At 53.9% G+C, this 22,648-nt stretch carries 18 protein-coding genes; 12 read left to right on the forward strand and 6 right to left on the reverse strand.

The window, feature by feature from the left end; genetic code table 11:
* Positions 1 to 67 precede the first annotated feature (67 nt).
* The 5 genes from putA (J4377_RS06475) to J4377_RS06495 all read right to left on the reverse strand — a co-directional run bounded on the left by putA (J4377_RS06475) (position 68) and on the right by J4377_RS06495 (position 9,273).
* Positions 68 to 3,733, reverse strand: a complete 3,666-nt coding sequence (gene putA, locus J4377_RS06475; protein ID WP_253487452.1) for a bifunctional proline dehydrogenase/L-glutamate gamma-semialdehyde dehydrogenase PutA — start codon at positions 3,731 to 3,733, stop codon at positions 68 to 70.
* 119 nt (positions 3,734 to 3,852) lie between these two features.
* Positions 3,853 to 7,044: a bifunctional proline dehydrogenase/L-glutamate gamma-semialdehyde dehydrogenase PutA gene (putA, locus tag J4377_RS06480; RefSeq protein WP_253487454.1), complete on the reverse strand. Its 3,192-nt coding sequence runs from the start codon at positions 7,042 to 7,044 to the stop codon at positions 3,853 to 3,855.
* Positions 7,045 to 7,292: 248 nt separating this feature from the next.
* Complete coding sequence (locus J4377_RS06485) at positions 7,293 to 8,186, reverse strand: AraC family transcriptional regulator (protein ID WP_038483117.1); 894 nt, start codon at positions 8,184 to 8,186, stop codon at positions 7,293 to 7,295.
* Positions 8,187 to 8,213: 27 nt separating this feature from the next.
* Positions 8,214 to 8,573 carry a hypothetical protein gene (locus J4377_RS06490; protein WP_038483121.1) on the reverse strand — a complete coding sequence of 120 codons (360 nt, stop codon included), beginning with the start codon at positions 8,571 to 8,573 and terminating at the stop codon, positions 8,214 to 8,216.
* A 292-nt stretch (positions 8,574 to 8,865) separates the two neighbouring features.
* Positions 8,866 to 9,273, reverse strand: coding sequence for a CBS domain-containing protein (locus tag J4377_RS06495; protein WP_038483124.1), 408 nt, complete (start codon positions 9,271 to 9,273; stop codon positions 8,866 to 8,868).
* Between the two features lie 241 nt (positions 9,274 to 9,514).
* Between J4377_RS06495 and J4377_RS06500 the strand changes: the two genes are divergently transcribed.
* The 8 genes from J4377_RS06500 to J4377_RS06535 all read left to right on the forward strand — a co-directional run bounded on the left by J4377_RS06500 (position 9,515) and on the right by J4377_RS06535 (position 15,874).
* Positions 9,515 to 10,060 carry a YqaE/Pmp3 family membrane protein gene (locus J4377_RS06500; protein WP_038483127.1) on the forward strand — a complete coding sequence of 182 codons (546 nt, stop codon included), beginning with the start codon at positions 9,515 to 9,517 and terminating at the stop codon, positions 10,058 to 10,060.
* Positions 10,061 to 10,145: 85 nt separating this feature from the next.
* The gene (locus J4377_RS06505; protein ID WP_038483130.1) at positions 10,146 to 11,015 is read left to right on the forward strand and encodes a carboxylate/amino acid/amine transporter; all 870 of its coding nucleotides are present in this window, start codon (positions 10,146 to 10,148) and stop codon (positions 11,013 to 11,015) included.
* Between the two features lie 116 nt (positions 11,016 to 11,131).
* The gene (locus J4377_RS06510; protein WP_038483133.1) at positions 11,132 to 12,112 is read left to right on the forward strand and encodes an NAD(+) kinase; all 981 of its coding nucleotides are present in this window, start codon (positions 11,132 to 11,134) and stop codon (positions 12,110 to 12,112) included.
* 1 nt (position 12,113) lies between these two features.
* Positions 12,114 to 13,100, forward strand: a complete 987-nt coding sequence (locus J4377_RS06515; protein WP_038483136.1) for a metallophosphoesterase — start codon at positions 12,114 to 12,116, stop codon at positions 13,098 to 13,100.
* 207 nt (positions 13,101 to 13,307) lie between these two features.
* A complete protein-coding gene (locus tag J4377_RS06520; RefSeq protein WP_253487456.1) occupies positions 13,308 to 14,159 on the forward strand; it encodes a rhomboid family intramembrane serine protease in 852 nt (283 codons plus the stop codon).
* Positions 14,160 to 14,170: 11 nt separating this feature from the next.
* Positions 14,171 to 14,455, forward strand: coding sequence for a YeaC family protein (locus J4377_RS06525; RefSeq protein ID WP_038483142.1), 285 nt, complete (start codon positions 14,171 to 14,173; stop codon positions 14,453 to 14,455).
* Complete coding sequence (locus J4377_RS06530; RefSeq protein WP_253487458.1) at positions 14,439 to 15,305, forward strand: DUF2797 domain-containing protein; 867 nt, start codon at positions 14,439 to 14,441, stop codon at positions 15,303 to 15,305. Before J4377_RS06525 ends, J4377_RS06530 begins: the two co-directional genes overlap by 17 nt.
* Before the next feature lie 143 nt (positions 15,306 to 15,448).
* On the forward strand, positions 15,449 to 15,874 hold the full coding sequence (locus J4377_RS06535; RefSeq protein WP_095604605.1) for a CopD family protein: 426 nt from the start codon (positions 15,449 to 15,451) through the stop codon (positions 15,872 to 15,874).
* 55 nt (positions 15,875 to 15,929) lie between these two features.
* Here J4377_RS06535 and J4377_RS06540 read toward each other — a convergent pair whose 3' ends face one another.
* Complete coding sequence (locus J4377_RS06540) at positions 15,930 to 16,397, reverse strand: DUF2231 domain-containing protein (protein WP_095604604.1); 468 nt, start codon at positions 16,395 to 16,397, stop codon at positions 15,930 to 15,932.
* 68 nt (positions 16,398 to 16,465) lie between these two features.
* On the opposite strand from J4377_RS06540, the gene coxB reads away from it, so the two are divergent.
* Genes coxB through J4377_RS06560 form a run of 4 tightly spaced genes read left to right on the forward strand, consistent with a single transcriptional unit; the run spans position 16,466 to position 22,624 of the window.
* The gene (gene coxB / locus J4377_RS06545; RefSeq protein ID WP_253487460.1) at positions 16,466 to 17,530 is read left to right on the forward strand and encodes a cytochrome c oxidase subunit II; all 1,065 of its coding nucleotides are present in this window, start codon (positions 16,466 to 16,468) and stop codon (positions 17,528 to 17,530) included.
* Positions 17,527 to 20,052 carry a cytochrome c oxidase subunit I gene (gene ctaD, locus J4377_RS06550; RefSeq protein WP_253487462.1) on the forward strand — a complete coding sequence of 842 codons (2,526 nt, stop codon included), beginning with the start codon at positions 17,527 to 17,529 and terminating at the stop codon, positions 20,050 to 20,052. The genes coxB and ctaD overlap by 4 nt, the downstream gene beginning before the upstream one ends.
* 5 nt (positions 20,053 to 20,057) lie before the next feature.
* The gene (locus tag J4377_RS06555; RefSeq protein ID WP_253487464.1) at positions 20,058 to 20,402 is read left to right on the forward strand and encodes a hypothetical protein; all 345 of its coding nucleotides are present in this window, start codon (positions 20,058 to 20,060) and stop codon (positions 20,400 to 20,402) included.
* A gap of 23 nt (positions 20,403 to 20,425) precedes the next feature.
* Positions 20,426 to 22,624 carry a cation-translocating P-type ATPase gene (locus J4377_RS06560; RefSeq protein ID WP_253487466.1) on the forward strand — a complete coding sequence of 733 codons (2,199 nt, stop codon included), beginning with the start codon at positions 20,426 to 20,428 and terminating at the stop codon, positions 22,622 to 22,624.
* The last annotated feature ends 24 nt before the right edge of the window (positions 22,625 to 22,648 follow it).

The following is a 22,648-nucleotide window of genomic DNA, read 5'->3' on the forward strand; positions in this document are numbered from 1 at the left end:
CCGGCAACACGAGGTTATTGTCGTCTAAGTTTAGTTGAGAAGCATGGCGCCGACAAAGCCAGCGGGCCTATTCGGCCGTTGCCAACAAGCTGGCGTTGCCACCCGCTGCGGTCGTATCGATGCACAGATGACGTTCCACCACGTAGCGATCTGGTGAAATGGTCTGAGTCTCGAGCGGCACGATGGCACCGTCGCGCTTAGCGAGTGCTATCCGCAGTTCATGCGTCCAATCACTTTTGCCAGCCGCGGCGACGGCGGCGATCCCTTGGACCTCGCTTAGTGTATCCGCTGTGATGCTACCGTCGAGCCCAATCACGGGCGCGCCAGCGTCGACCAGCGGCTGGACGGCTTGAGCTGCGCCTGGTGCGATCACTACTGCCGTACAGCCCGCGCCAAGCGCCTGTACTGCTTGGGCAGCGGCGATATCCAGCGTTGGCCCAAGGCACAGAACAGCGCCTTTTGGATACATCGCCAAGCGGTTGCTTTCCCCTGTGGGTCCTGGAAGCGTCTGCGGTGTCATGTCGAGGGCCGCTGTCTCGTTAAGGGCCTTGCGGATCACACCGCCTTTGCCGGAGAGTGCCTTGCGGAGTACCTCGATCCGATTAGGTCGTACCGCCCAGTTCCGCGCATCTAGCCCATCTAAAGCCGATTGAAGGTCGCTGAGTGAGATGGTTTTCCCCTCAGGAGCCTTATGGTGCTCGGCGGTGGCAGTGCGGCGGAAGCGAGTGACATAGAGCGGGCCACCGGCCTTGGGCCCGGTGCCCGAAAGGCCTTCGCCCCCGAATGGTTGGGAGCCGACAATGGCGCCGATTTGGTTACGATTAACATAAACGTTGCCGACATGGATGCGCTCGACGATTTGCTGCACACGATCATCGATGCGGGTATGCAGGCCGAAGGTCAGTCCGTAGCCTTTGCCATTGATGTCGTCGACCACGTTGTCGATGTCTCGCGCCTTGAAAGTAGCCACGTGTAGAACCGGGCCGAATATCTCGCGTTCGAGATCTGCAATGCCCCCAACCTCAATGACCGCGGGGGTGACGAAAGTGCCGGTTTCTGGTGCGGACAGTTTCTTCAACACCTTACCTGTCTTCTCGTGCGCTGCTACGTAGTCGCTTATCTCGGCTTGGGCGTCGGCGTCGATCACTGGTGAGACGTCGGTGTCAGTATTCCAAGGATCGCCGATGGTGAGCGAGTCCATGGCGCCATAAAGCATGTTGAGCAACCGGTCGCGCGCCTCTTCCTGCACATACAGCATGCGTAGCGCTGAACAACGCTGCCCAGCCGATTGGAAGGAGGAGATTAAGATATCGCGGACTGCCTGCTCGGTCAGCGCCGTAGAGTCCACAATCATCGAGTTGAGGCCGCCGGTTTCGGCAACCAGTATCGCATCGGGTCCTGCGTTCTGCGCCAGGGCTTTGTGGATAATCTGTGCCACGGGGGTCGAGCCAGTGAAGCAGACACCAGCGATACGTGGATCGCTAGTCAGCGGGCCACCCACCGTGGGCCCATCGCCAGGCAGCAGTTGAAGTGCTGCTTCTGGAAGGCCAGCCTCACGCATCAACTCGACGGCGCGGGCGGCGATCAGCGGCGTTTGCTCGGCGGGTTTGGCAAGTACCGCGTTGCCAGCCACCAAGGCTGCGGCGATCTGCCCGGTGGTGATGGCCAGTGGGAAGTTCCAAGGGCTGATGCAGACGAAGATACCGCGGGCGCTACCGGGTTCTTCCGCTTCCAGCCGCTCACCCTCATTGGCGTAGTAGCGTAGGAAATCCACCGCTTCGCGCACTTCAGCGATGCCATCAAACATCATCTTACCGGCTTCGCGGGTGGTGATCACGGTCAGCTCAGCGATATGTTCTTCATAGAGATCCGCGGTACGACGGAGCACTTCGGCACGCTCGGCCACAGGACGTGCTGACCACTCACGGAAACCTTCCTCTGCAGCGTCGAGAGCGGCCGCTACCTCCTCAGGGGTGGCCTCATGCACCTTGCCGATAATACGCGAGCTGTCGGCGGGAGAGACTGCATCGCGAGCTGGGCCTTGGGGAGCAGGATTTCCCACTAGCATGGGGCCTGCTGTCCAGGTCCTGTCAGCAAAGGTTTCCCGCGAATTAAGCAGAGGCAGGATCGAGGCGGGTTCGTTGATACGATAACCCTTGGAGTTCTTGCGATCTGGCGCAAACAGCTCGCCGGGCTGACGGATTAACGGGCTTGAGATGGCGTCGCCAAGCTGTTTAAACCCTTCAACTGGATCCCTTGATACTTCGCTCGGGGGAATCGAGCTATCCACCACCTGGTTGACGAACGAGGAGTTAGCGCCATTCTCTAGTAGGCGACGCACCAGGTAGGCCAGCAGGTCGCGGTGAGCGCCGACCGGGGCATAGATGCGGCAGTGCGTGCCCTCAGCCTCTTTAACGATGTGGTGCAGCGATTCGCCCATGCCATGCAGGCGCTGAAATTCGTAGCTGTCCTTGTCATCGCCTGCCATGGCCACGACGGCGGCGCAGGTATGGGCATTGTGTGTGGCGAACTGTGGATAGATGCGGTCGCGCCGGTCGAGCAGCATCTGAGCGCAGGCCATGTAGCTGACATCGGTATTGACCTTGCGGGTGAAGACCGGGAAGGTTTTAACGCCCATCTCCTGGGAGAGCTTGATTTCGGAATCCCAGTAGGCACCCTTGACCAAGCGCACCATGATCTTGCGGCCGAACCGCTCGGCAAGTTCGTAAAGTGTCTCTATCACCGGCGCGGCGCGGCGCCCGTAGGCTTGTACAACGACCCCGAAGCCGTCCCATCCATCAAGGCTGGGGTCGGACATCAGTGCCTCGATCACGTCGAGTGACAGATCCAGTCGATCCTGCTCTTCTGCATCGATATTGAAACCGATATTGGCTTTGGCCGCTTGTTTTACCAGTTCCAACGCACGGGGTACGAGCTCTGCCATTACCGTGTCACGGTGGGTGTACTCATAACGCGGATGTAGGGCTGATAGTTTCACCGAGATACCAGGACTCCCACGTACATCGCCCTTGGCTTGTTTGGCGATTGCAGTGATCGCCTTGGCATAAGCCTCATGATAGCGGACGGCATCCTCATCTGTGCGAGCCGCCTCGCCAAGCATGTCGTAAGAGTAGGTGTAGCCCTGTTTCTCAAGCTCGCGGGCATTCTTCATGCCTTCTTCGATGGTCTGGCCGAGTACGAACTGGCGGCCGAGAATCTTCATCGACTGACCAACCGCCTTTCGCACTACCGGCTCGCCCATGCGGCGTACTAGGCCACGTAGCGCCCGGGTTGGGCCCTTGGGATCCTCTTCCAGTACTTTACCGGTTAGCAACAGCGCCCAGGTCGAGGCATTAACCATCGATGAGGACGATTTTCCCAGGTGCGCGCCCCAGTCGGACGGCTCGATTTTATCGTGGATCAGGTCGTCGATGGTTTCCGCATCAGGCACGCGCAGCAGGGCTTCTGCTAGGCACATCAGGCCGACGCCCTCGGTGGTTGAGAGGCCGTACTCAGCGAGGAACGCCTCCATCATCGAGGGAGACCTTTCTTTGCGAACACGCTCCACGTAGTTGGCACCGGCGGCAGCAACTTTGCGTCGGTCATCCTCTGATAGCTTGATGCGTTCGATCAGCTCATGCAGCACCGCTGCTTCATCGGCGTCATAGTTGCTGCGGATGCGTGAGCGAAGATCGCTCACGTCGCTATGCAAATTAAGATTAGCTTTGTTCATGATGGGTCTCTCCTTGCAAGCCGACACATAGCGTAGATGTATCGACTTAGATCTTTTACTTTTAATGGCTCACTAGCGATCAATACCTGAGACTTTTCGTCAGACGCTATTTGCCCCATTCACTCATCGCCTAGTGCCAGAAGCGACGCGTTGCCACCCAGTGCGGCGGTGTTGTTGGTGATCGTTTTTTCAGTCACAAAGCGTTGTAGATAATGCGGGCCACCCGCTTTAGGGCCAGTGCCAGAGAGGCCCTGTCCACCAAAGGGTTGAACACCAACCACCGCGCCGATAATGTTGCGGTTGATATACACGTTGCCCACTCGTATTTTCTGCGCTATTTCAGCGGCAAATGACTCATTGCGGCTGTGCACCCCAAAGGTTAGGCCATATCCGCGACCATTAATGTCATTGATTACGCGGTCAATGTCGCGAGACTTATAACGGACAATGTGCAGAATGGGGCCAAACTGCTCCCGGGTAAGCGAGTCAATGCTGTCGATGACAAAGGCGGTGGGCGCGACGAAGGTGCCATGTTGGGTTTGTTCTGCCGCCATCGGTGTTTCCGCGACTAAGCGATTTTCACTCCTCAGCTTTTCTATATGCGCCATTAGACCTTTACGTGCGTCGTCATCAATCACCGGGCCCACATCGGTGCCTAAATCTCGTGGATCACCAATACGTAGCTCGTTCATAGCGCCTTTTAGAATTTCAATGACGCGGTCGGCAATATCGTCTTGTAAGTAAAGAACTCGGAGCGCGGAACAACGCTGACCGGCACTTTGGAACGCAGATTGAATCACATCGACAACGACCTGTTCAGGCAACGCAGTAGAGTCGACAATCATGGCGTTCATGCCGCCCGTTTCGGCAATTAGCGTTGGCAGCGGTGCATTTTCGCGGGCTGCAAGAGCGCGGTTGATTATCTGCGCTGTATCAGTGCCGCCGGTGAATACAACACCCGTAATGCGTGGGTCAGAGGTTAAGACGCTACCTACTGTGGGGCCGTCGCCAGGCAGTAACTGAACCACATCACGCGGCATGCCCGCTTCGTAAAGCAACTCAATAACGCGGTGAGCAACGATCGAGGTTTGCTCTGCTGGCTTGGCGAGTACGGTGTTGCCAGCAACGGCGGCGGCGACAACCTGACCGCAGAAGATTGCTACTGGGAAGTTCCAAGGGCTGATTGCCGCGAATACCCCCTTACCACTCATCATCAAGCGGTTGGATTCACCGGTAGGGCCTGGCAGTTCAATCGGCTGACCAAAGGCTTCTTCAGCGCGCATGGCATAGTAGCGGCAGAAATCGACAGCTTCCTTGATCTCGTCGACACCATCGGTGAGTAACTTACCGCCTTCTCGTGAACAGAGCGTCATCAGCTCTGCCATGTGCTCTTCCATCAAGTCGGCTAAGCGGCGGAGAATATCAGCGCGCTCGGTTACCGGAGTCGTTTCCCAGCGGGGGAACGCTTGCCAGGCTGCATCGAGTGCTTTGGCGGCCTGCTCCTTGCTAGTCCACTGAATGCTGCCCACGGTTTTGCGACGGTCAAAAGGCGAGGTGACTGGGTGGATATTCGTGGCATCGTCGGCAACATCAAAGGCCAGCAAAGGTTTTGCCAGGTACTGCTTATCCATAAACGAGCCCATCTTGTCCATTAACGGATAGAAGTGGCTGCGAATATTAAGATTGACCCCGCGAGAGTTGCGGCGTTTTGGCCCATAGATATCTTTCGGCAGCGGAATGCGCTTATTGGCAAACGTTTTATGCTGACGAAGCGTTTCAATTGGGTGTTGGCACAATGACTCTACAGGGACTTCTGGATCGACAATTTGGTGAACGAAAGAGGAGTTCGCGCCATTTTCAAGCAGGCGACGTACCAGGTAGGGCAGTAGGTCTTTATGGGCACCAACTGGGGCATAAATTCGGCAGTAAGTGCCTTTTGGCGCGCGTGCTAGGGCTGCGTCATAAAGGGCTTCGCCCATGCCATGTAAGCGCTGGAATTCAAACGGGCGGCTATCTTGATTGGCGAGTTCAAGAATCGTCGTGACGGTGTGGGCGTTGTGCGTTGCGAACTGAGGGAAAATACGCCCACGCGTATCATTGGATAGCAGGAACTGTGCGCAGGCCAAGTAAGCTACGTCTGTACATGCTTTACGGGTAAATACAGGATAACCATCTACCCCCAGCTGTTGGGACTCCTTGATTTCGCTATCCCAATAAGCGCCTTTAACCAAACGTAGCGGAATTTCGTCGCCTTGTTGTTCAGCCAGACGGTTAATGAAGTGAAGTACTGGCAACGCACGTTTCGAGTATGCCTGAACGACAAGGCCAAAGTGCCCCCATCCCTTCACTGCATCACTTTCATATATCGCGCGGAAAACGTCGAGAGAGAGCTCTAGGCGATCCACTTCTTCAGCATCGATTGTCACTGCTACGTCGAGTTCACGAGCCTTAGTGACTAGCTTAATAACCGTGTCGACTAGTTCGGTAAGTACCTGCTCGCGGCGACCAAACTCATAGCGGGGGTGGAGAGCAGATAACTTAATAGATACTGATGGTGCAGGGGTTTTATCACCCAGTGTTTTGCAGGCTTTGCCTACCTGCTCGATTGCGCGAGCATAGTCATTATAGTAGCGCTTGGCGTCGGCACGGGTGCGCGCTGCCTCACCCAACATATCATAGGAGTAGGTATAGCCTTTATTGAAGAGCGGTTTAGAGCGTTTTAGTGCTTCATTAATATCGCGCCCTAACACGAACTGTTTGCCCATGATTTTCATCGCTTCCATCATGGCGCGACGAATAACGGGTTCACCCACTTTATTAACCATGCGGTTGATGAAGTGAGCAGGTTGGCCCTCTTTTGGGTGATCGAGCTTTAACACATGCCCGGTCATCAATAGGCCCCAGGTTGAAGCATTTACCATCCATGATTCGCTTTTACCTAAGTGGGACTTCCAATCGGCAGGGCCAAGTCGGTCTTCAATTAGCGCATCGGCGGTGGCTGTATCTGGGATGCGTAGCATGGCTTCGGCTAAACACATCAGCATTAAGCCTTCATGGGTATCCAAACTGTATTGCTGCAGTAGTTCGTCAATCGTATCGACAGCAGTGTCCATTTTGCGGACATCACGCACCAGCGCCGCTGTATTCGATTCAATTCGTGCAAAATCGTCACTGTCAGCGTTGAGAACCTTGATTAGCTCACTGACGAAGGCATCCTCATCGACAAGATAGTGATCACTGATACGCTCCATAAGCGTATCAAGATCAGTTTGCCAGATGACAGGGTCACGCATTTTCTTGGCATTGAGCATTGAGGCCCCCATAAGTCTAAACAGAAAGCGAAAAGCTGAATCAAATAACCGAAATAAAGCGATGGTAGGGCGCTGTGCCCAAGATAACGGTCGAATGTAGAGCGAGCTGCCATTAGGTGTATGTCGTTTTCATGGCAAAACGTGTCAAATTCTCGGTAAGAAACGCTTTTTAAGACTTTAGTTTAGTCTCTAAACGGCTGCCAACACGCAAAATAGCGAGTCATGTGCCTAAGCTAGCTGCTCCATCACTAGCGAAATGAGAGTGCGCCAGTCTTAACGCTTGCTCCTGAAGAGGGCGCGGAAGATGCTAACGAGGTTGCACCGGATGTTGAAGACGGCGCTAAGTGGGTAGCCGAATCGAGCGGTGTATTGGTTGCGCCTACTCCTTGGCGTAGCTGGCGGGGAGACAAGCCGTAACTACGCCGAAAAGCATGCGAAAGAGCGCTTTGATTTGCAAAGCCTGTTTGAATGGCTATGTCAGTGAGTGGTAGACGGCTTTGTAATACAAGCTGCCGGGCTGCGTGTAAGCGTTGGCGTCGTACATACTGCCAGGGCGATAGGCCCGTTTGGACGCGAAAGCGTTCAGAGAAATGTGCCTCACTGAGGCAGGCCAATTTTGCTAAATCAGCTACTCTCAGCTCATCGGCCAAGTGGTGGCGAATAAATCGATCGATTTGATCAAGGTTGAGCCGCCGTTGTGATGCGCTTTCTGATGCGCCCAGACGAGCCTTTAATGAACCTAACAACGTGGCAGCAAGACGATCTTGCTGGAAAGACATTGCCGACGTGTCAAATCCTTGGGCGAGCTCGCTTTCTACGAAAGCAAGGTAGTGGCGCAATGGATTGTCGAGTGCAAAAAAACGCGGCGCATCAAACAGTGCTACTAATTCGCGGTGTTCGCCCGTTAAGGCAGGTGCATCTTCAGGCAGGTCCAGTATCAGTTGACGATTGTAGCCGTTACCTGAATAGAAGTGTTCATGATTCGCGGGAACAATGCAGCCTGAAAATGCGTTTACCCGGCCACCTAGGCCTTCAATCTCAAATTCTGAAGAGCCGCACAGCGTAATGACTATTTGGTGAAAATCGTGGGAGTGATGCTTTGTGGCACTTTCTAAAGGGATTTGACGAATAGTACTCGGCATGAGGTCTCCTCGGCACTACTGGCCTGTTTACCGCTGGCGCAGCGCTGTGTGTGCCGCTAAATGATCACGTAATGCTTTCAGTTCCGCGTAACCCTCTTGGTTAAGTAACGGTTTGCTTCGAGCAATTTGCCAATGGCGCCCGTGGATGTCCATTAAATGTGATGCACGACGGCGGACATTATCCAGGTACTCATCGTGGCGAATGGGGTAGCCAATGATGGCATTCCACTCCGTTTCGCTGATGCTGCTTTCCAGCGCTTTGTCGAACAAATTGATCAGGTCGTTAGGCTCAGTGCGGTAGCGTGGCGTACCTACGGTCATTAATATTACCAGCACGCCACCTATTACCAGCAAACAGACGCCAAACACTAATAGGTACAGCGCCATACTACACTCCCTGCAAAATCAGTATCAGCATTCGTTTAACAATGCACGACAGTATACGCCTGCTGCTCGTTAAGACGAAAATTTTGCAGTTTTGCGAACTTTTCCCCTGCAAGGTGTCAGAGTGTGTACAGGCAACATCGCGATAGCAGTCGTTAATAGTGTTGTTCTGGCTATTGTTTTCGATCCCTTGCTTCCGCTGCTTATCAAGCAGCGGTTTTTTTTGCTTATCAATCGGTCGTTTTCTGACGTAGTACGGCAATAGATAGTACGGCGATAGGTAGTACGGTGATAGTTAGTGTCGACGAATCGTTAGCAGCGCCATTAAGATGTCGCGGCGCGTGACAATCCCCACTAGGCGTTGCTGCTCCACAACGGGATAAACCTTTGGTTTTGCTCCGAGCATTTCCTGTGCTAAGTCGGTGATACTTTTATTGGGCGTTGTGGTGAGCACGTCTTGGCGCATTAACTCACGTACCAGCGGCGCTTCATCATCGTGGTAGATGCTGTCCAATACGCGACCCATCACATCCTGTTCGGATATAAAACCAATCAGCCGATCAGACGCATCTACCACTGGAGCGCCTGGTAAGCGATGCAATGCCAAACCTTGGGCTAAGTTGGTGATAGAGGTTTGGCCAGTGACGCGGTAGCAGTCCCGTGACATGACATCGCGTACGGTATCGGGGGTTCTATTATTCATCTTGACACTCCTTGACGTAATACGCGCAGTTTCACTCTTAAAGAGAGTAGAGCAATAACCGCTTGTGGCATGAAAGCTATGAATCACAAGAGCTATGAATCACAAGAGCTATGAGTCACAAGAGCCATGAGCCACGAGACCTATAATTCTATTAATGTAGAAGATTTAACTCACCCTGCGTTGTCCTTATTATTGATACATTCAACGCTTTGCTTCATTTCAGAAGCTGCAAGGAGTCAGTATGGACGCACGTGAATACCTCAATCGCAAAGGCGTTGGCATAGAAAGAGACCCTGAACGGCCCAACACATTAGAAGAAAAAGCGTGGGAGAGAGCTCGTGGGGCAGGAAGCCAGCGTCCAAAATCCGGTACACCACATGATTGGGAAGACTGGGAGCGCCATCACGATGATTTGGCAGACGGCGCGGAAACGTTAGAGCAGAAAATTGATAAAGAGGCTCACCAAAAAGCACTAGCTAAAGAGAAGCAGCAAGCTAAGCAAGCGCAAGCGGCGGTAGAGCACTTTACGCCTACCGCGCAAACAAATGAGGCTGATAGTGCGCTTAAGCATCAAGCCCCATCACCCATTGCTTCTGAAGCAGCGCCAGCATCGTCTCAACCGTCATCGGTTCTGTTTGCCTACCGCGCGCTAGCTGTTTTGCTACCGCCTTTGGCCGTTGGGTTAACAGAGGGCGGGGCAAAACGTGTTGCTCTTAGTGTTGTATTGACGTTGTTGGGCTGGCTTCCTGGCGTAGTGCATGCGTTTATATGGTTAAAAAAGCACTAAGCTAGCGATTCTTCGTCTAGCCCATTGGCAGTTGTTGTGAAGCGCGTATAATCCCTGTCAACTTTTCTTTTTGGTGGGGTTTACTATGGGCTACCTTGTTGGCGTGACGGCGCTGTGGGCGTTCTCATTCTCGTTGATTGGTGTATATCTGGCAGGCCAAGTAGACAGCTACTTTGCGGTGCTTGTACGGGTAACGCTCGCCATGCTGGTGTTCCTGCCATTTTTACGGCCCAGCTTGCTGCGTGGAAAACAGCGTTTAGCGTTAATGGCGCTGGGTGCGGTGCAGTTAGGTGTCATGTACACCTTCTTCTATCACTCGTTTTTACTGCTATCGGTTCCTGAGGTTCTGTTATTCACGATTTTCACGCCAGTTTATATTGCACTTCTAGATGACCTAATGTTTAAGCGCTTCACGCCTATTTATTTAGTAACCGCACTATTGGCGGTGATCGGAGCAGGCGTCATTCGTTACGATGGTATTGATAGTGGGTTCTGGATGGGCTTTTTGGTAGTGCAGGGGGCTAATCTCTGTTTTGCGTTAGGTCAGGTTGGCTATCGTCGTCTCGCAGCCGATTTGCCGCCCACCTTGGCGTGGCATAACGTTTTTGGCTGGTTCTTTATCGGCGCAATGCTAGTGGCACTCCCTGCCTTTTTGCTGTTTGGTAATGCGGCAGCGCTGCCCAGTACACCGGTGCAGTGGAGTGTATTGGCATGGCTTGGGCTAGTCGCTTCTGGCGTGGGTTATTTCGCTTGGAACCAAGGAGCCACTAAGGTCGATGCAGGAACGCTGGCAATAATGAACAATGCGCTGGTGCCCGCTGGTTTGGTGGTTAATCTGGTGATTTGGAACCGGGATGCAGATATAGGCAAGCTACTATTGGGCGCCGCTATCATGGCCGCTTCTCTGTGGTTAAATCACTGGTGGTTGCAGCGTCGTCGCGCTATATCTGTCTAACTAATTCAAGCTATTGTTTTTGCCCAGAGTAGCCAGCGGTTTCGCGTTGCGCTGGGCAATTTGCTCGACACCCTCATACTCTCCATAATGTGGGCTGATGCCAGCGAGAGTTGTCCATGTCTAACACCCCATCGTCAGGTTTAGCACCCTTGAGCCAGGCCGAACGCACGCAGCCTTTAGAAGAAGCGCCCCTTAAAAAAGCGACGTCCTCTAAAGCGACGTCCTTTAAAACAATCGGCTTAATCGGCCGTTTAGGCAGTGACAAAGTGGTCGATTCGCTTAAGCGGTTGGTCAGCTATCTAGTTGCCCACGATTATAAAGTTCTGATTGAAGACCGGACCGCAACGGTGTTACCGAACCATGGACTGCCTGAAGCCAGCCGCCGCATGCTGGGGGAGCTGTGCGATTTGGTCATCGTTGTAGGGGGGGATGGTAGCCTTCTCGGGGCTGCCCGCACGCTATGTCTTAGCGGTACGTTGATGTTAGGCGTGAACCGGGGGCGGTTAGGCTTTTTAACGGATATTTCTCCTGATGAACTAGAAAGTCGGGTTGGCGAAGTGCTGGCGGGAGAGTTTGAAGTTGAAGAACGTTTCTTGCTAGATGCCGTGTTGTACCGAAACGGTAAAGCGGTGGGTAGCGGTGCTGCGCTCAATGAAGTGGTGGTTCATCCAGGTAAAGCGGTGCGCATGATTGAGTTCGAACTGTTTATTGATGGGCAGTTTGTGTATAGCCAACGTAGTGACGGCTTAATTATTGCCACGCCCACTGGCTCAACTGCCTATGCACTTTCTGGCGGCGGGCCAATCATGCACCCCAAGCTGGATGTAGTGACGTTGGTGCCCATGTTCCCCCATACGCTGTCGAGTCGTCCTATTGTGATTGACGCTGCCAGTGAAATCCGTGTTCACATTGGTGAAACCAATCAGACCTATCCCCATATCAGCTGCGACGGACAAACTCGTGCCGTGGCTAAACCTGACGATGTGCTCGTTATTCAACGAAAACCAGAGCGCGTTCAGCTCGTGCATCCTATTGGGCATAACTTCTATGAAGTGTTGCGCAGTAAACTCGGCTGGAGCCATCGGCTAGGGGATTAATATGGAGGGCTACGATTTAATCGGGGATGTACATGGCTGTGGTGCAACACTGGCAGCGTTATTAGAGCGGCTTGGCTATCATCAACGGGGTGGGGTGTATCGTCACCCACGACGAAAAGTGATCTTTTTAGGTGATTTAATTGATCGTGGCCCCCGTATTCGTCTAGCGGTTACCATCGCACGCAGAATGGTTGAAGAGGGCGAAGCATATATTGTCATGGGTAATCATGAATATAATGCCCTGGCCTATACGCACCCTGCGCCCCCTGGTAGCAACAAGCGCTGGCTGCGCGAACATACGCCGCGCCATAATCGTATTATTGAAGACACGCTAGCTCAGTACCGCGATTATACAAACGAGTGGGAAGACACCCTGGCGTGGTTTAAGACTATTCCGCTATGTCTGGAGCTGGATGGGATTCGTGTGGTGCATGCCTGCTGGGATGACGAGTTGATTCGACAGCTCAAACAGCGTGCGCCCAACGCCTGCATGGACAACCACTTTCTGGTTGAGTCCACTGACCCCTCTACACAAGCCTTTCGTATACTTGATCGCCTAACCCGTGGGCCTCATATACCGTTACCAAAAGGCATTGCGATACACTCAGGCGATGGCTTTACTAGGCAGAGTTTTCGTGCGCACTTTTGGTCAGCGAACCCCCAGCAGTGGGGGGACGTGGTATTTCAGCCAGATAACCTTCCTGGTGACTTAGAGACCAGAGCGCTGACCGATACTGAACGTCAGCGCCTTAGTTATTACGGCCCTGAACAGCCACCTTTATTTATCGGCCATTACTGGTGCGAGGGTATTCCCGCCTTACCAGCACACAACATTGCCTGCTTGGATTATAGTGCGGTGAAATTTGGCCGTTTAGTGGCTTATCGCTGGAGCGGAGAAGCGCGGCTCAATGCCGATCATTTTGTGTGGATACAGGTGCCGAAAGAGGAGCGTGCACTGCCTAAACCGTGGGAAATAGATTTTGATTAATAGCGATATTTTTCAGCTTTACACACGGTTACATATTTTTTTCAAAATAGCTGAACTAACGGTGTTGTCGGTTATCAGAGTAAGTGTTCCCTTGAATGATCCCTTGCTTTTTGATCCGGCGGCCCCCTCCGCCGGATTTTTTTCGTCTATCCGTTGGTGACGCGGCGTGACGTTACGCCGATTCTTATTGGTTGAAAGGAACCTGCCATGCATCCAGTAATGCTTTTACCCACGGGCGCGGACACAAAAGAGCTGCGTAAAGCGCTATGGCACCACCGCATTGGTCACCGCATTACCGATGAAGCAGATGGCCAGCTGCTATGGGTTGCCGACCCGCGCCAGCATGATGAAATGAGATCGTTGGTGAGTCGCTGGGAGCGAGGTGAGCCTCTGATTACGACGACTGTTCGACCCACCCACCGAAGCGGGATGAATCGTTTGGTGCCGATGTTGCGCCAAGTGCCGGTTACAGCGCTGATGATTGGTATTAGCCTATTTGTTTTTGCCCTAACAGGGGTATTTGGCGACTTACTAATTGTAGGGCTCACTATCGTGCCGGTGGGCGTTTCAGGTGGGCAGCTCGTATATGGCAACCTTAGTGACACAATAATGTCTGGCCAAGTATGGCGCTTACTGTCGCCTGCGTTTTTACACTTTGGCTGGATGCATTTGATCTTCAACCTGATGTGGGTATGGTACTTCGGGCGTCAAATCGAGCAGCTTCAGGGTAGTCGTACCATGCTGCTACTGCTTCTGGTTGCCGGTATTGGCGCTAACATTGCGCAATATGTCACTGGCACAGTGCTGTTTGGCGGTATGTCGGGTGTGGTTTACGCCTTGCTGGCCCATGTGTGGCTGATGTCCTATCGTGCCCCGCAAAGCGGATTTTTCGTCCCCCAGATGCTAGTCGTCTTCATGCTGGGCTGGATGGTGTTCACCATGACCGATATTGCCGGTAGCGTGGGCTTTGGCAACGTAGCGAATGAAGCGCACTTGGGCGGGCTGCTCGTGGGGCTGATCACAGGCTGGTATTATTCTTCCAAACGAAGCAAACATTAAAGGTGCCTACGATGAGTGATATGACCTTCGATAAAATGATTAATCAAATGACGCCCGCCATTTACGAAAGCCTTAAGCAGGCAGTGGCGTTGCGCAAATGGCCCGATGGCCGGTATTTAACGCCAGAACAGACCGAATTGTGCCTGGAAGCGGTGATGCGTTTTGAGGTGGAGAATAACGTTCCTGAAGAGAGCCGTGTCGGCTATCTGGAGCAGCGTACCTGTGGTGCTGGCGCGACCGGTGCCGGTGTTTCCCCTGAAATGGCAGGCCTTGCCCGGGATGCCACGCGTGACTGATGATCTGTTTGCCTCGGTAGCATCCCCGGTGCAAGGATGTTTGCAAAAAATGGCGGCTGACTTACCTAGCCGCCAAGATGATCGGGTGGTGTATCACCTTCGCGCGGGCGACCATCGAATACCACTGAATGAGCGCATCGGCTCACCGATGCGACTTGCCTGGAGCGGGGCTATTGCTTGCACCCACTGCGGGCGGGCAACCAAAAAAAGTTTTGCTCAAGGCTACTGTTACCCCTGCTTTAAGCGTTTAGCCCAGTGTGATACATGCATAATGAAACCCGAGACGTGCCACTATCATCAGGGCACCTGCCGGGACCCCGAGTGGGGCGAAAAACACTGCTTCCAGCCACACATTGTCTACTTAGCGAACTCATCCGGTTTGAAGGTAGGTATCACCCGCAAAACGCAAATGCCAACCCGCTGGCTGGACCAAGGGGCCATTCAGGCATTGCCCATTCTTGAGGTAAATACCCGGCAACAGTCTGGTTTTGTCGAAATGCTCTTTAAAGAGCAGGTGGCCGACCGAACTAACTGGCGTGCCATGCTTAAAGGCGAGGTGAAACCATTGGATTTGTGCGCAGAGCGTGACCGTCTTTTTAACCTGTTAGCCGATGGGTTAGGGCAGTTACGTGACGTGCACGGTGCGGATGCCATTCGTACGCTGGATGAAACGCCGCTGGACTTTCATTATCCCGTGGCGACTTTCCCAAGTAAGGTGACGTCCCATAATTTTGATAAGCAGCCGCTGGTTGAAGGTACTCTTCAAGGTGTAAAAGGGCAGTACCTGATCTTTGATAGCGGGGTTATTAACCTGCGTAAATTCACCGGTTACGAAATCGCTGTGGAGTAGCCTTCGCTATATCTCCTAACGCGGGCTTTTAACTGATGATAACTGCCTATCTTCGCTATCCTGCCTAGCTAGAGTCGCTTTTGTTAACTAAGGTTATCTGGGGTGAATCCCGTTATCGCCTTACGCAACGCAAGGAAGCCTCAATGCCATGGCTAAAACTTCTGCACATCGCCGCGCTAGTTACTTGGTGCGGCGCGCTTCTCTATTTACCCGCTCTGCTTTTGCATGCGCTCCAGCTGCGTAAAGACGCTGGATTCGCTCAAGGCACGCCCCCCATGCCACGTTTCTTCTATAACTCCATTGCAACACCTGCTGCCTTGGTCGCCATCGCGTCGGGCACGCTGCTGTTTCTGCTGCATGGCCTTCTTGGGGGGTGGTTAATTCTAAAGCTAGGTGCCGTGGTGCTAATGGTGGCTGCCCACGGCTGTTTCGGTTGGCTGATTTTGCGGCTGGAAATGGGGATTTTCAAAGGCGTAAAAGTTGCCAGTCTATGCGCCTTAATCCTCGCGTTAACGGGGATATTGGGTGTGCTTGGGTTTGTGCTCTCCAAACCGCTGGCTTGGAGTTAACGCGATGAAGATTATTCTCTTAAGTGCCAACACTACTATTGCCGACATTGCACTGTTAAGGCGACTTCTCAACGTCGACGCCGACAGCATGCTCGTATACCAACTGGCCGCCCAGCCAGCCTGCCAGCGCGATCAGGCAGGCAGTGACCAGCGAAATGGCCAGCCCCCAGGGCAGTACCGCGCCAGGTTCATTAAATCGCAGAAGCCAATTAAGCGACGCCAGGGAAAGCATAACAACGGCCACAATCGCGTGGCTCCAGCCGGTGATCAGGCGGCGGATCCGCGCCACGGTGACCAGGTCAATAATGCCCGCTACCGAAGCAATCCAGCCGCCAAACGCGCCTACCCCCGCCAACCACAAACCGCTGCGCAGCCAGAATGGGTCTTGGGTATACCAGTAAGCCAGGTCGCTGGCGACCAGTGCCATCAGTGCGGCCACAGGAAAGTGAATCATCACTGGGTGAAGCGGATGGCCAGCCAGCGCGGCACGGCTTTTTATCGAGCGTTGGGGAGTATGTGTCATGGTCACTTCCTGTGGTTAGACAAAGCGAAAAAGTCATTCAGACCAACGGCATGCCAGGAAAATTGCAAATGAGGGAGCGTAATAGCGTAACGTCCACCACCATTTCATATTTATCATCACGATGGGTCCGTCGAACAGCATGCTTGCTTGGGACTTTCTTACTGGTGAGCTTAGCGGGCTGCACAGGTGATAGATCTATCTTAGACCCTGCTGGGCCTGCTGCGCGAGACGTGCGGCTAATTTGGTGGATAATGCTCGGATTTGCCACCCTTGTACTGATTGGGGTGACAGCACTTTGGCTTTACGCCTTTAAACCAAGAAATGTGGAACGCACACCTGCCCAGGAGCGCCGTATCGCTCGCCGATGGATTATTGGCGGCGGCATTATGTTGCCTGTGGCCAGCATTACCGCGCTGCTACTGTTTGGTGTTTCCGCCGGCCAGCGGATGCTAACGCTACCCATGAGCGAACCGCCAGAAGTTATCGAGGTGATTGGCCATCAGTGGTGGTGGGAAGTGCGCTATCCCGATGCTGAAGGCGGTGAGGTTGTGACCGCTAATCAACTGGTGATGCCTGCTGGAGAGCCAGTAGATTTTCATGTCAGTGGTGCCGATGTGATTCATGCGTTTTGGGTGCCCCGGCTGGGGGGGAAAATAGATATGTTGCCGGGTCGCGTAAATAAAATTCGTTTACAAGCCGATGAGCCCGCGGTGTTTGGTGCGCAGTGTGCCGAACTTTGCGGCGTGGGCCATGCCCATATGCAATTGCATGTGGAGGCCTTGCCACGCAGCGAGTTCGAGGCATGGTTAACTGCAAGACAAGAGGCGACGCTTAGCGAACTGGCCGTTGCCGATGCTACTTACGACGACGCGCGAGATGCTTTTATGGCGCATTGTGCCCGCTGCCACCAGGTAGAGGGCGTTAGCCAAGGGGGCATTGGGCCAACGCTTTCAGATGTGGGCGGTCGCGCCACGCTAGGCGCGGGGGTGATTGCCATGGAAGAGGGGGCGGTGAGTCGCTGGTTGCAGCATCACCAAACGCTAAAGCCAGGCAATAAGATGCCTACCCACAGTGAAATTGAAACGGACACCTTGGATGCCCTGGGTGCTTGGCTGGAGGCCTTGTCACCATGAAGAGTGTCAATCAAGAAGCCATTGAGCATGACCCGCAGCAATTGCACGAAGACTTGCACACCATTTGGGGGAACCCCAAAGGTCTAAGGTCCTTAACTATCGTCAACCACACCACGCTTGGCCTACGTTTTATGGTCACGGGGATGGTGTTTTTCCTGATTGGCGGCATTTTAGCAATGCTGGTGCGAACCCAGTTAGCGATGCCCGACCAAAACTTTATGTCGCCAGACATTTATAATCAGGTCACCACCATGCATGGCACGGTGATGATGTTTCTGTTCGCCATTCCTATGCTGGAAGGGCTGGCGATTTACCTGATCCCAAAGATGATCGGTGCCCGCGACCTGGTCTGCCCTCGGCTAACATCACTTGGCTATTTCTGCTATTTATTTGGCGGGATTATTCTTACTTCCAGCCTGATTATTGAAATGGCGCCTTCCAGCGGCTGGTTTATGTACACCCCGCTAAGTAGCAAAGAGTTCGCGCCTGATCTGGGCTCGGATTTTTGGCTGTTAGGCATCACGTTTGTGGAAATTTCCGCAGTGTCTGCGGGAGTAGAGCTTGTAGTGTCTATTTTGCGTACTCGCACTCAGGGCATGGCGCTGCATAAAATGCCGTTGTTCGCTTGGTATATCTTGGCCATGGCGCTGATGATCGTGGTGGGGTTTCCACCGTTGATTCTTGGTAGCGTTTTACTGGAACTTGAGCGCGCCGTTGGTATGCCATTTTTCCAGATTGCGGGAGGTGGTGACCCCTTACTGTGGCAGCATCTGTTTTGGCTGTTTGGTCACCCTGAGGTCTACATCATCTTTCTACCTGCCGCGGGCATTGTTTCCACGCTAATACCGGTTTTTGCCGGGCGGCCTATTGTCGGTTATGGGTGGGTGGTAGCTGCCATCGCTATTATGGGCTTTATCAGTTTTGGGCTTTGGGTACACCACATGTTTACAGTGGGTATCCCGCAGCTGGCTCAGGCATTTTTCTCGGCGGCTAGCATGCTGGTGGCGGTACCAACGGCGATTCAGGTGTTCGTTTGGCTGGCTACCCTTTGGCTAGGTAAACCTAAAATGAAACTGCCCATGCTTTGGGTGATGGGCTTTTTGATTATTTTCGTTTGCGGTGGCTTAACCGGGGTGATGTTGGCGCTAGTGCCATTTAACTGGCAGGTGCATGATACCCACTTTGTGGTAGCCCACATGCACTATGTGTTGGTGGGAGGCATGTTCTTCCCACTCATTGCCGGGCTTTACTACTGGTTGCCGCTATTTTCCGGGCGTATGCCATCTGAAAGCCTCGGGCGTTGGGGGTTCTGGCTAACCTTTTTAGGCTTTAACGGTACGTTTCTGATTATGCATTGGACGGGCCTTTTAGGTATGCCCAGGCGTGTTTATACCTATGAGGCTGGCTCTGGGTGGGAGATTTATAACCTGCTCTCATCCGTCAGCAGCTTTGTGCTATCGGCGGGTATTGCCATGGTGTTGCTGGATATCGCGCTGCACTTCCGATTTGGTAAACCCGCCAAACAGAACCCATGGAATGCCGATACGCTGGAATGGGCTAACTCGATGCCCCCTAGCGCTTATAACTTTGTCAGCTTACCTACTGTAGAAACACGGCATCCGTTGTGGGATGACCCGAATTTGCCACATACCATGGCGAAGGGTATGCACGGCTTAGCGGTGGCTTCCCACGGCCGGCGTGAAATGTGGGGCACCGACCCGATTACTGGCAAAGTGCGCGAAATCATTCACCTGCCTGGTAACTCCTGGTGGCCGCTGTTTGCCGCAGCAGCGCTGGCAGTGGTGTGCATTAGTTTATTAACCCGTGTCTATGCGCTAGCGGGCATCTTTGTAGTGATTGCCGGAGTGTTTCTACTGCGCTGGTCGTGGGAGAACGGCGCGCACCCGAATGCAGCCCCTGATGCAGGGGTAAAACCAGGCGATCCGCCGCTTCATTCACGCACGATGGATGGCCCTGGGCTTTGGGCAATGGCGGTGTTTTTAATTGCCAACGGTTCGTTCTTTCTTTCCTATCTGTTTGGCTGGTTTTATCTATGGACTGTTTCGCCTGAGTGGCAAATGCCAGATACACCGCCGCTGTCTCTGCTGATAATGGGCATGGCTGGCGGGGCGGTTATAGCAGGGTGTGTGGTGATGGAGAAGCTGGTACGCGGGCTGCGTCAGCAGCGTGATGCAGGGTTAAGAGCAAGCCTCTATTTAGCCGCTGCGTTAGGCGCACTTCAAGTGGGGCTCGCTGGCTGGGCGCTGTGGCGAGCCGATCTTTCACCGACCCAAACCACCCACGATGCGGTGATGCTGGTGGGGCTTGTTTACGCGCTTTTTCATGGTGGCCTAGCGGTTATTTTAACGGTGTTGCAAGGCATGCGCGTTGGTTATGGCTACGTGGGTGCGCATGCGCCGTTTGAACCCGCCGTAGTGGCACTACTTTGGCGCTATAACGTGGTCACATTCTGGTTGTTAGTCGGGGCGTTGGCGATACTGCCTCGGGTGATAGGAGGATAATGGTGATGGTACGACTACATTTTACTCATCCCATCCACTTAATTATCGGACTAACGCTATGGAGCCTATGGTTTGTGGCGGTTTATAGCGGCCTTTCAGTAGCCTGTGCCGTGGCGCCACCATCGCCAGAAGCGGGAGCGCTTACAGGTCTTAATGCCGCGCTAGGTGGTGTTAGTCTCATTACTGCCGTAGGGCTTGCGGCGCTTGCCTGGGGGAGTTGCCAAGTGGCGAAGCAGCATCAAGGTCGCCAGCGCTTTCATGCCACTGTCTCGGCGTGGCTATATTTGTTTTCCGCTTTCGGTGTGGTGTTTGCGGGTATGCCGATTATCAGTGTGCCGCCTTGCCTATAAGTCATAACGCCCACGTTAGCTCGATGCCAGAAGACGATAAAACATCTAGCCATAACACACCCCTCTATACCCTGCATGGTATGTGGTGTACCAGCTGTGCTCTGGCAGTAGAGGGGGCGCTAGCACGTCTGCCTGGGGTCATTGACGTTAGCGTCCACTACCCCACGGCAACCGTGTGGGTGAAAGGTGCGCGAGAGGCAGTCGATCTGACGGAGCTTGCGCCGGTAGTCAAACGGCTGGGTTATCGGCTCACTGAATTAGAAGCCGTTGATGATGCCCATGATCGTCTTGAGCAGGAGAGCCGCTACCTTACCTTGCGGTTGTTAGTAGGCGCCGTATTCGGTATGTGGACCATGTTGGCATCACTGCTTATTTATGTGGGAGCGCTACCGAGCGCATCGATAGAGCAAGTGGTGGCGTGGATATCGGGTGCCTTTGCGCTACCCGTAGTGGTGTATTCGGGCTTGCCGTTTTACCGAGCAGGCTGGCGCACGTTACTTGCCAAACGCCCAGGGATGGATGTGCTGGTTAGCCTTGGCGCGATCGGTGCAGTGAGTGTGTCGATTGGGTTGTTGTGGCGTGGCTCGGCGGAGGTGTATTTCGATACGGCGGTTATGCTGATTGTGCTGTTGCTCGTTGGGCGACTGGTAGAAACGCTGTGCCGCCACCGTGGACTGAAAGCGCTGGATGCACTGGCGTTGCCAGATGCGGCTATAAGCGCTTGGCAAAAGGGGACCTGGGTCTTACTTCCTATTAATGATGTGGCCGCGGGTACCCGCGTTAAGCTAGCGCCGGGGGAGTTAGTGACGCTAGATGGCACTCTTGATGCTCCCGGTTGGATTGATACCGCCTCACTGACCGGTGAAAGCTTGCCACGTCACTTCAATGCAGGGCAGAGAGTGTATGCCGGCTGCCGCTACCTAGGCACGACGCCACTGATAATGCAGGTCACTGCGGGGGTTGGTAAACGCCGATTGGATCGACTGCGTCATGAAATGCGCCGCTATCAGGCCCAAAAAGGGCAACTGCAGAAACTAGCCGACCGTTTTGCCGCCTGGTTAAGTCCTTTGGCACTTGTGCTCTCGCTAGTGACGCTGCTTGGTGCGCTACTCGTTGGATTGGGCTGGGAGGATGCATTGGTGCGTGCGCTCTCAGTGCTCGTGGTGGCATGCCCCTGTGCCGTTGGGCTGGCGGTGCCTTTGGCTAGTCTTGCAGGTAGCGGTCAGGCTATGCAGCAAGGTATTGCGCTGCGTGACCCCGCCGCGCTAGAAATCTTGGCGCGTATTCGTTCAGTAGCGCTGGATAAAACCGGAACCTTAACGACAGGATGCCATGCGGTACTGCACTGGCAAGCACGGGGTGGAATGGATGAACACACGCTGCAGCACAAGCTCACCAGCGCCGTTGCCGGGAGCGAACACCCGTTGGCGCAAGCATTGGCGCGCTGGTCGGGTGGCCAAGATCAACACAGCTTTCAGTCTTCCATAGAAGACGTTGATGAATTCCCCGGGGAAGGACGCCGTGTTCGCCTTGTAAACGGTGAATGTCTGATGATAGGTAGCGCCGGTTGGCTGACACGACAGCAGGTTGATGTTCCTTCCCAAGCGGAAGAGGCCACGCTGGCTTTTGCTTCCCAAGTAATGCTGGCGGATGAGTCAGGCTGGCTGGCGACGTTCTATCTGACCGATCAACCCGTCGACGATGCGGAGCTAAGCGTGAAGCACCTGCTAGGGTCAGGTTATCTGGTTGCAATGATCAGTGGTGATCGACAGGGCGCGGTTAGTTGGGTAGGCGAGCGTGTTGGTCTGGTGCGCGAGGCTTGCTATGCCCAGCGCTCTCCGGAAGCCAAGGCACGGCTATTACGCGGGTTACCATCGCCAACACTGTTTGTGGGAGATGGCCTAAACGATACGCTAAGCTTGGCGGCAGCAGACGCTGGCATTGCCCCGCTGAGTGCCAGCGAAGCTGCCCGCGAGGGAGCATCCGCCCAACTCATGACGCCAGGGATTGGTGGGGTAGTGAAATTGCTGAGTATCGCCAAGCGTACGCGGCGCGTTATGGAGCAAAATCTTTTCTTTTCGGCGCTTTATAACACCCTGGCACTTGGCGTGGTCGTCGTCATGGCCATACCACCGTTGATCGCAGTGTTCGCCATGGCAATAAGCTCGCTCAGCGTGACGCTTAACGCCGCACGATTAGCATGGTCAGAGCCGGATAGTTAAACGGCAGGTAGCTCTCGTTCAATG

This window comes from Halomonas sp. XH26 (genome assembly GCF_024138895.1).
GTDB classification, from domain to species: domain Bacteria; phylum Pseudomonadota; class Gammaproteobacteria; order Pseudomonadales; family Halomonadaceae; genus Vreelandella; species Vreelandella alkaliphila.

Bases quoted from the DNA above. Each gene is read 5' to 3' on its own strand.
- J4377_RS06505 (WP_038483130.1), top strand. From the start codon at position 10,146: ATGGGCTACCTTGTTGGCGTGACGGCGCTGTGGGCGTTCTCATTCTCG.
- J4377_RS06530 (WP_253487458.1), top strand. From the start codon at position 14,439: ATGCCACGCGTGACTGATGATCTGTTTGCCTCGGTAGCATCCCCGGTG.
- J4377_RS06510 (WP_038483133.1), top strand. From the start codon at position 11,132: ATGTCTAACACCCCATCGTCAGGTTTAGCACCCTTGAGCCAGGCCGAA.
- J4377_RS06540 (WP_095604604.1), bottom strand. From the start codon at position 16,397: ATGACACATACTCCCCAACGCTCGATAAAAAGCCGTGCCGCGCTGGCT.
- J4377_RS06490 (WP_038483121.1), bottom strand. From the start codon at position 8,573: ATGGCGCTGTACCTATTAGTGTTTGGCGTCTGTTTGCTGGTAATAGGT.
- J4377_RS06560 (WP_253487466.1), top strand. From the start codon at position 20,426: ATGCCAGAAGACGATAAAACATCTAGCCATAACACACCCCTCTATACC.
- putA (WP_253487452.1), bottom strand. From the start codon at position 3,733: ATGAACAAAGCTAATCTTAATTTGCATAGCGACGTGAGCGATCTTCGC.
- J4377_RS06515 (WP_038483136.1), top strand. From the start codon at position 12,114: ATGGAGGGCTACGATTTAATCGGGGATGTACATGGCTGTGGTGCAACA.
- coxB (WP_253487460.1), top strand. From the start codon at position 16,466: ATGAGGGAGCGTAATAGCGTAACGTCCACCACCATTTCATATTTATCA.
- J4377_RS06500 (WP_038483127.1), top strand. From the start codon at position 9,515: ATGGACGCACGTGAATACCTCAATCGCAAAGGCGTTGGCATAGAAAGA.
- J4377_RS06525 (WP_038483142.1), top strand. From the start codon at position 14,171: ATGAGTGATATGACCTTCGATAAAATGATTAATCAAATGACGCCCGCC.
- J4377_RS06485 (WP_038483117.1), bottom strand. From the start codon at position 8,186: ATGCCGAGTACTATTCGTCAAATCCCTTTAGAAAGTGCCACAAAGCAT.
- ctaD (WP_253487462.1), top strand. From the start codon at position 17,527: ATGAAGAGTGTCAATCAAGAAGCCATTGAGCATGACCCGCAGCAATTG.
- J4377_RS06555 (WP_253487464.1), top strand. From the start codon at position 20,058: ATGGTACGACTACATTTTACTCATCCCATCCACTTAATTATCGGACTA.
- putA (WP_253487454.1), bottom strand. From the start codon at position 7,044: ATGCTCAATGCCAAGAAAATGCGTGACCCTGTCATCTGGCAAACTGAT.
- J4377_RS06535 (WP_095604605.1), top strand. From the start codon at position 15,449: ATGCCATGGCTAAAACTTCTGCACATCGCCGCGCTAGTTACTTGGTGC.
- J4377_RS06520 (WP_253487456.1), top strand. From the start codon at position 13,308: ATGCATCCAGTAATGCTTTTACCCACGGGCGCGGACACAAAAGAGCTG.
- J4377_RS06495 (WP_038483124.1), bottom strand. From the start codon at position 9,273: ATGAATAATAGAACCCCCGATACCGTACGCGATGTCATGTCACGGGAC.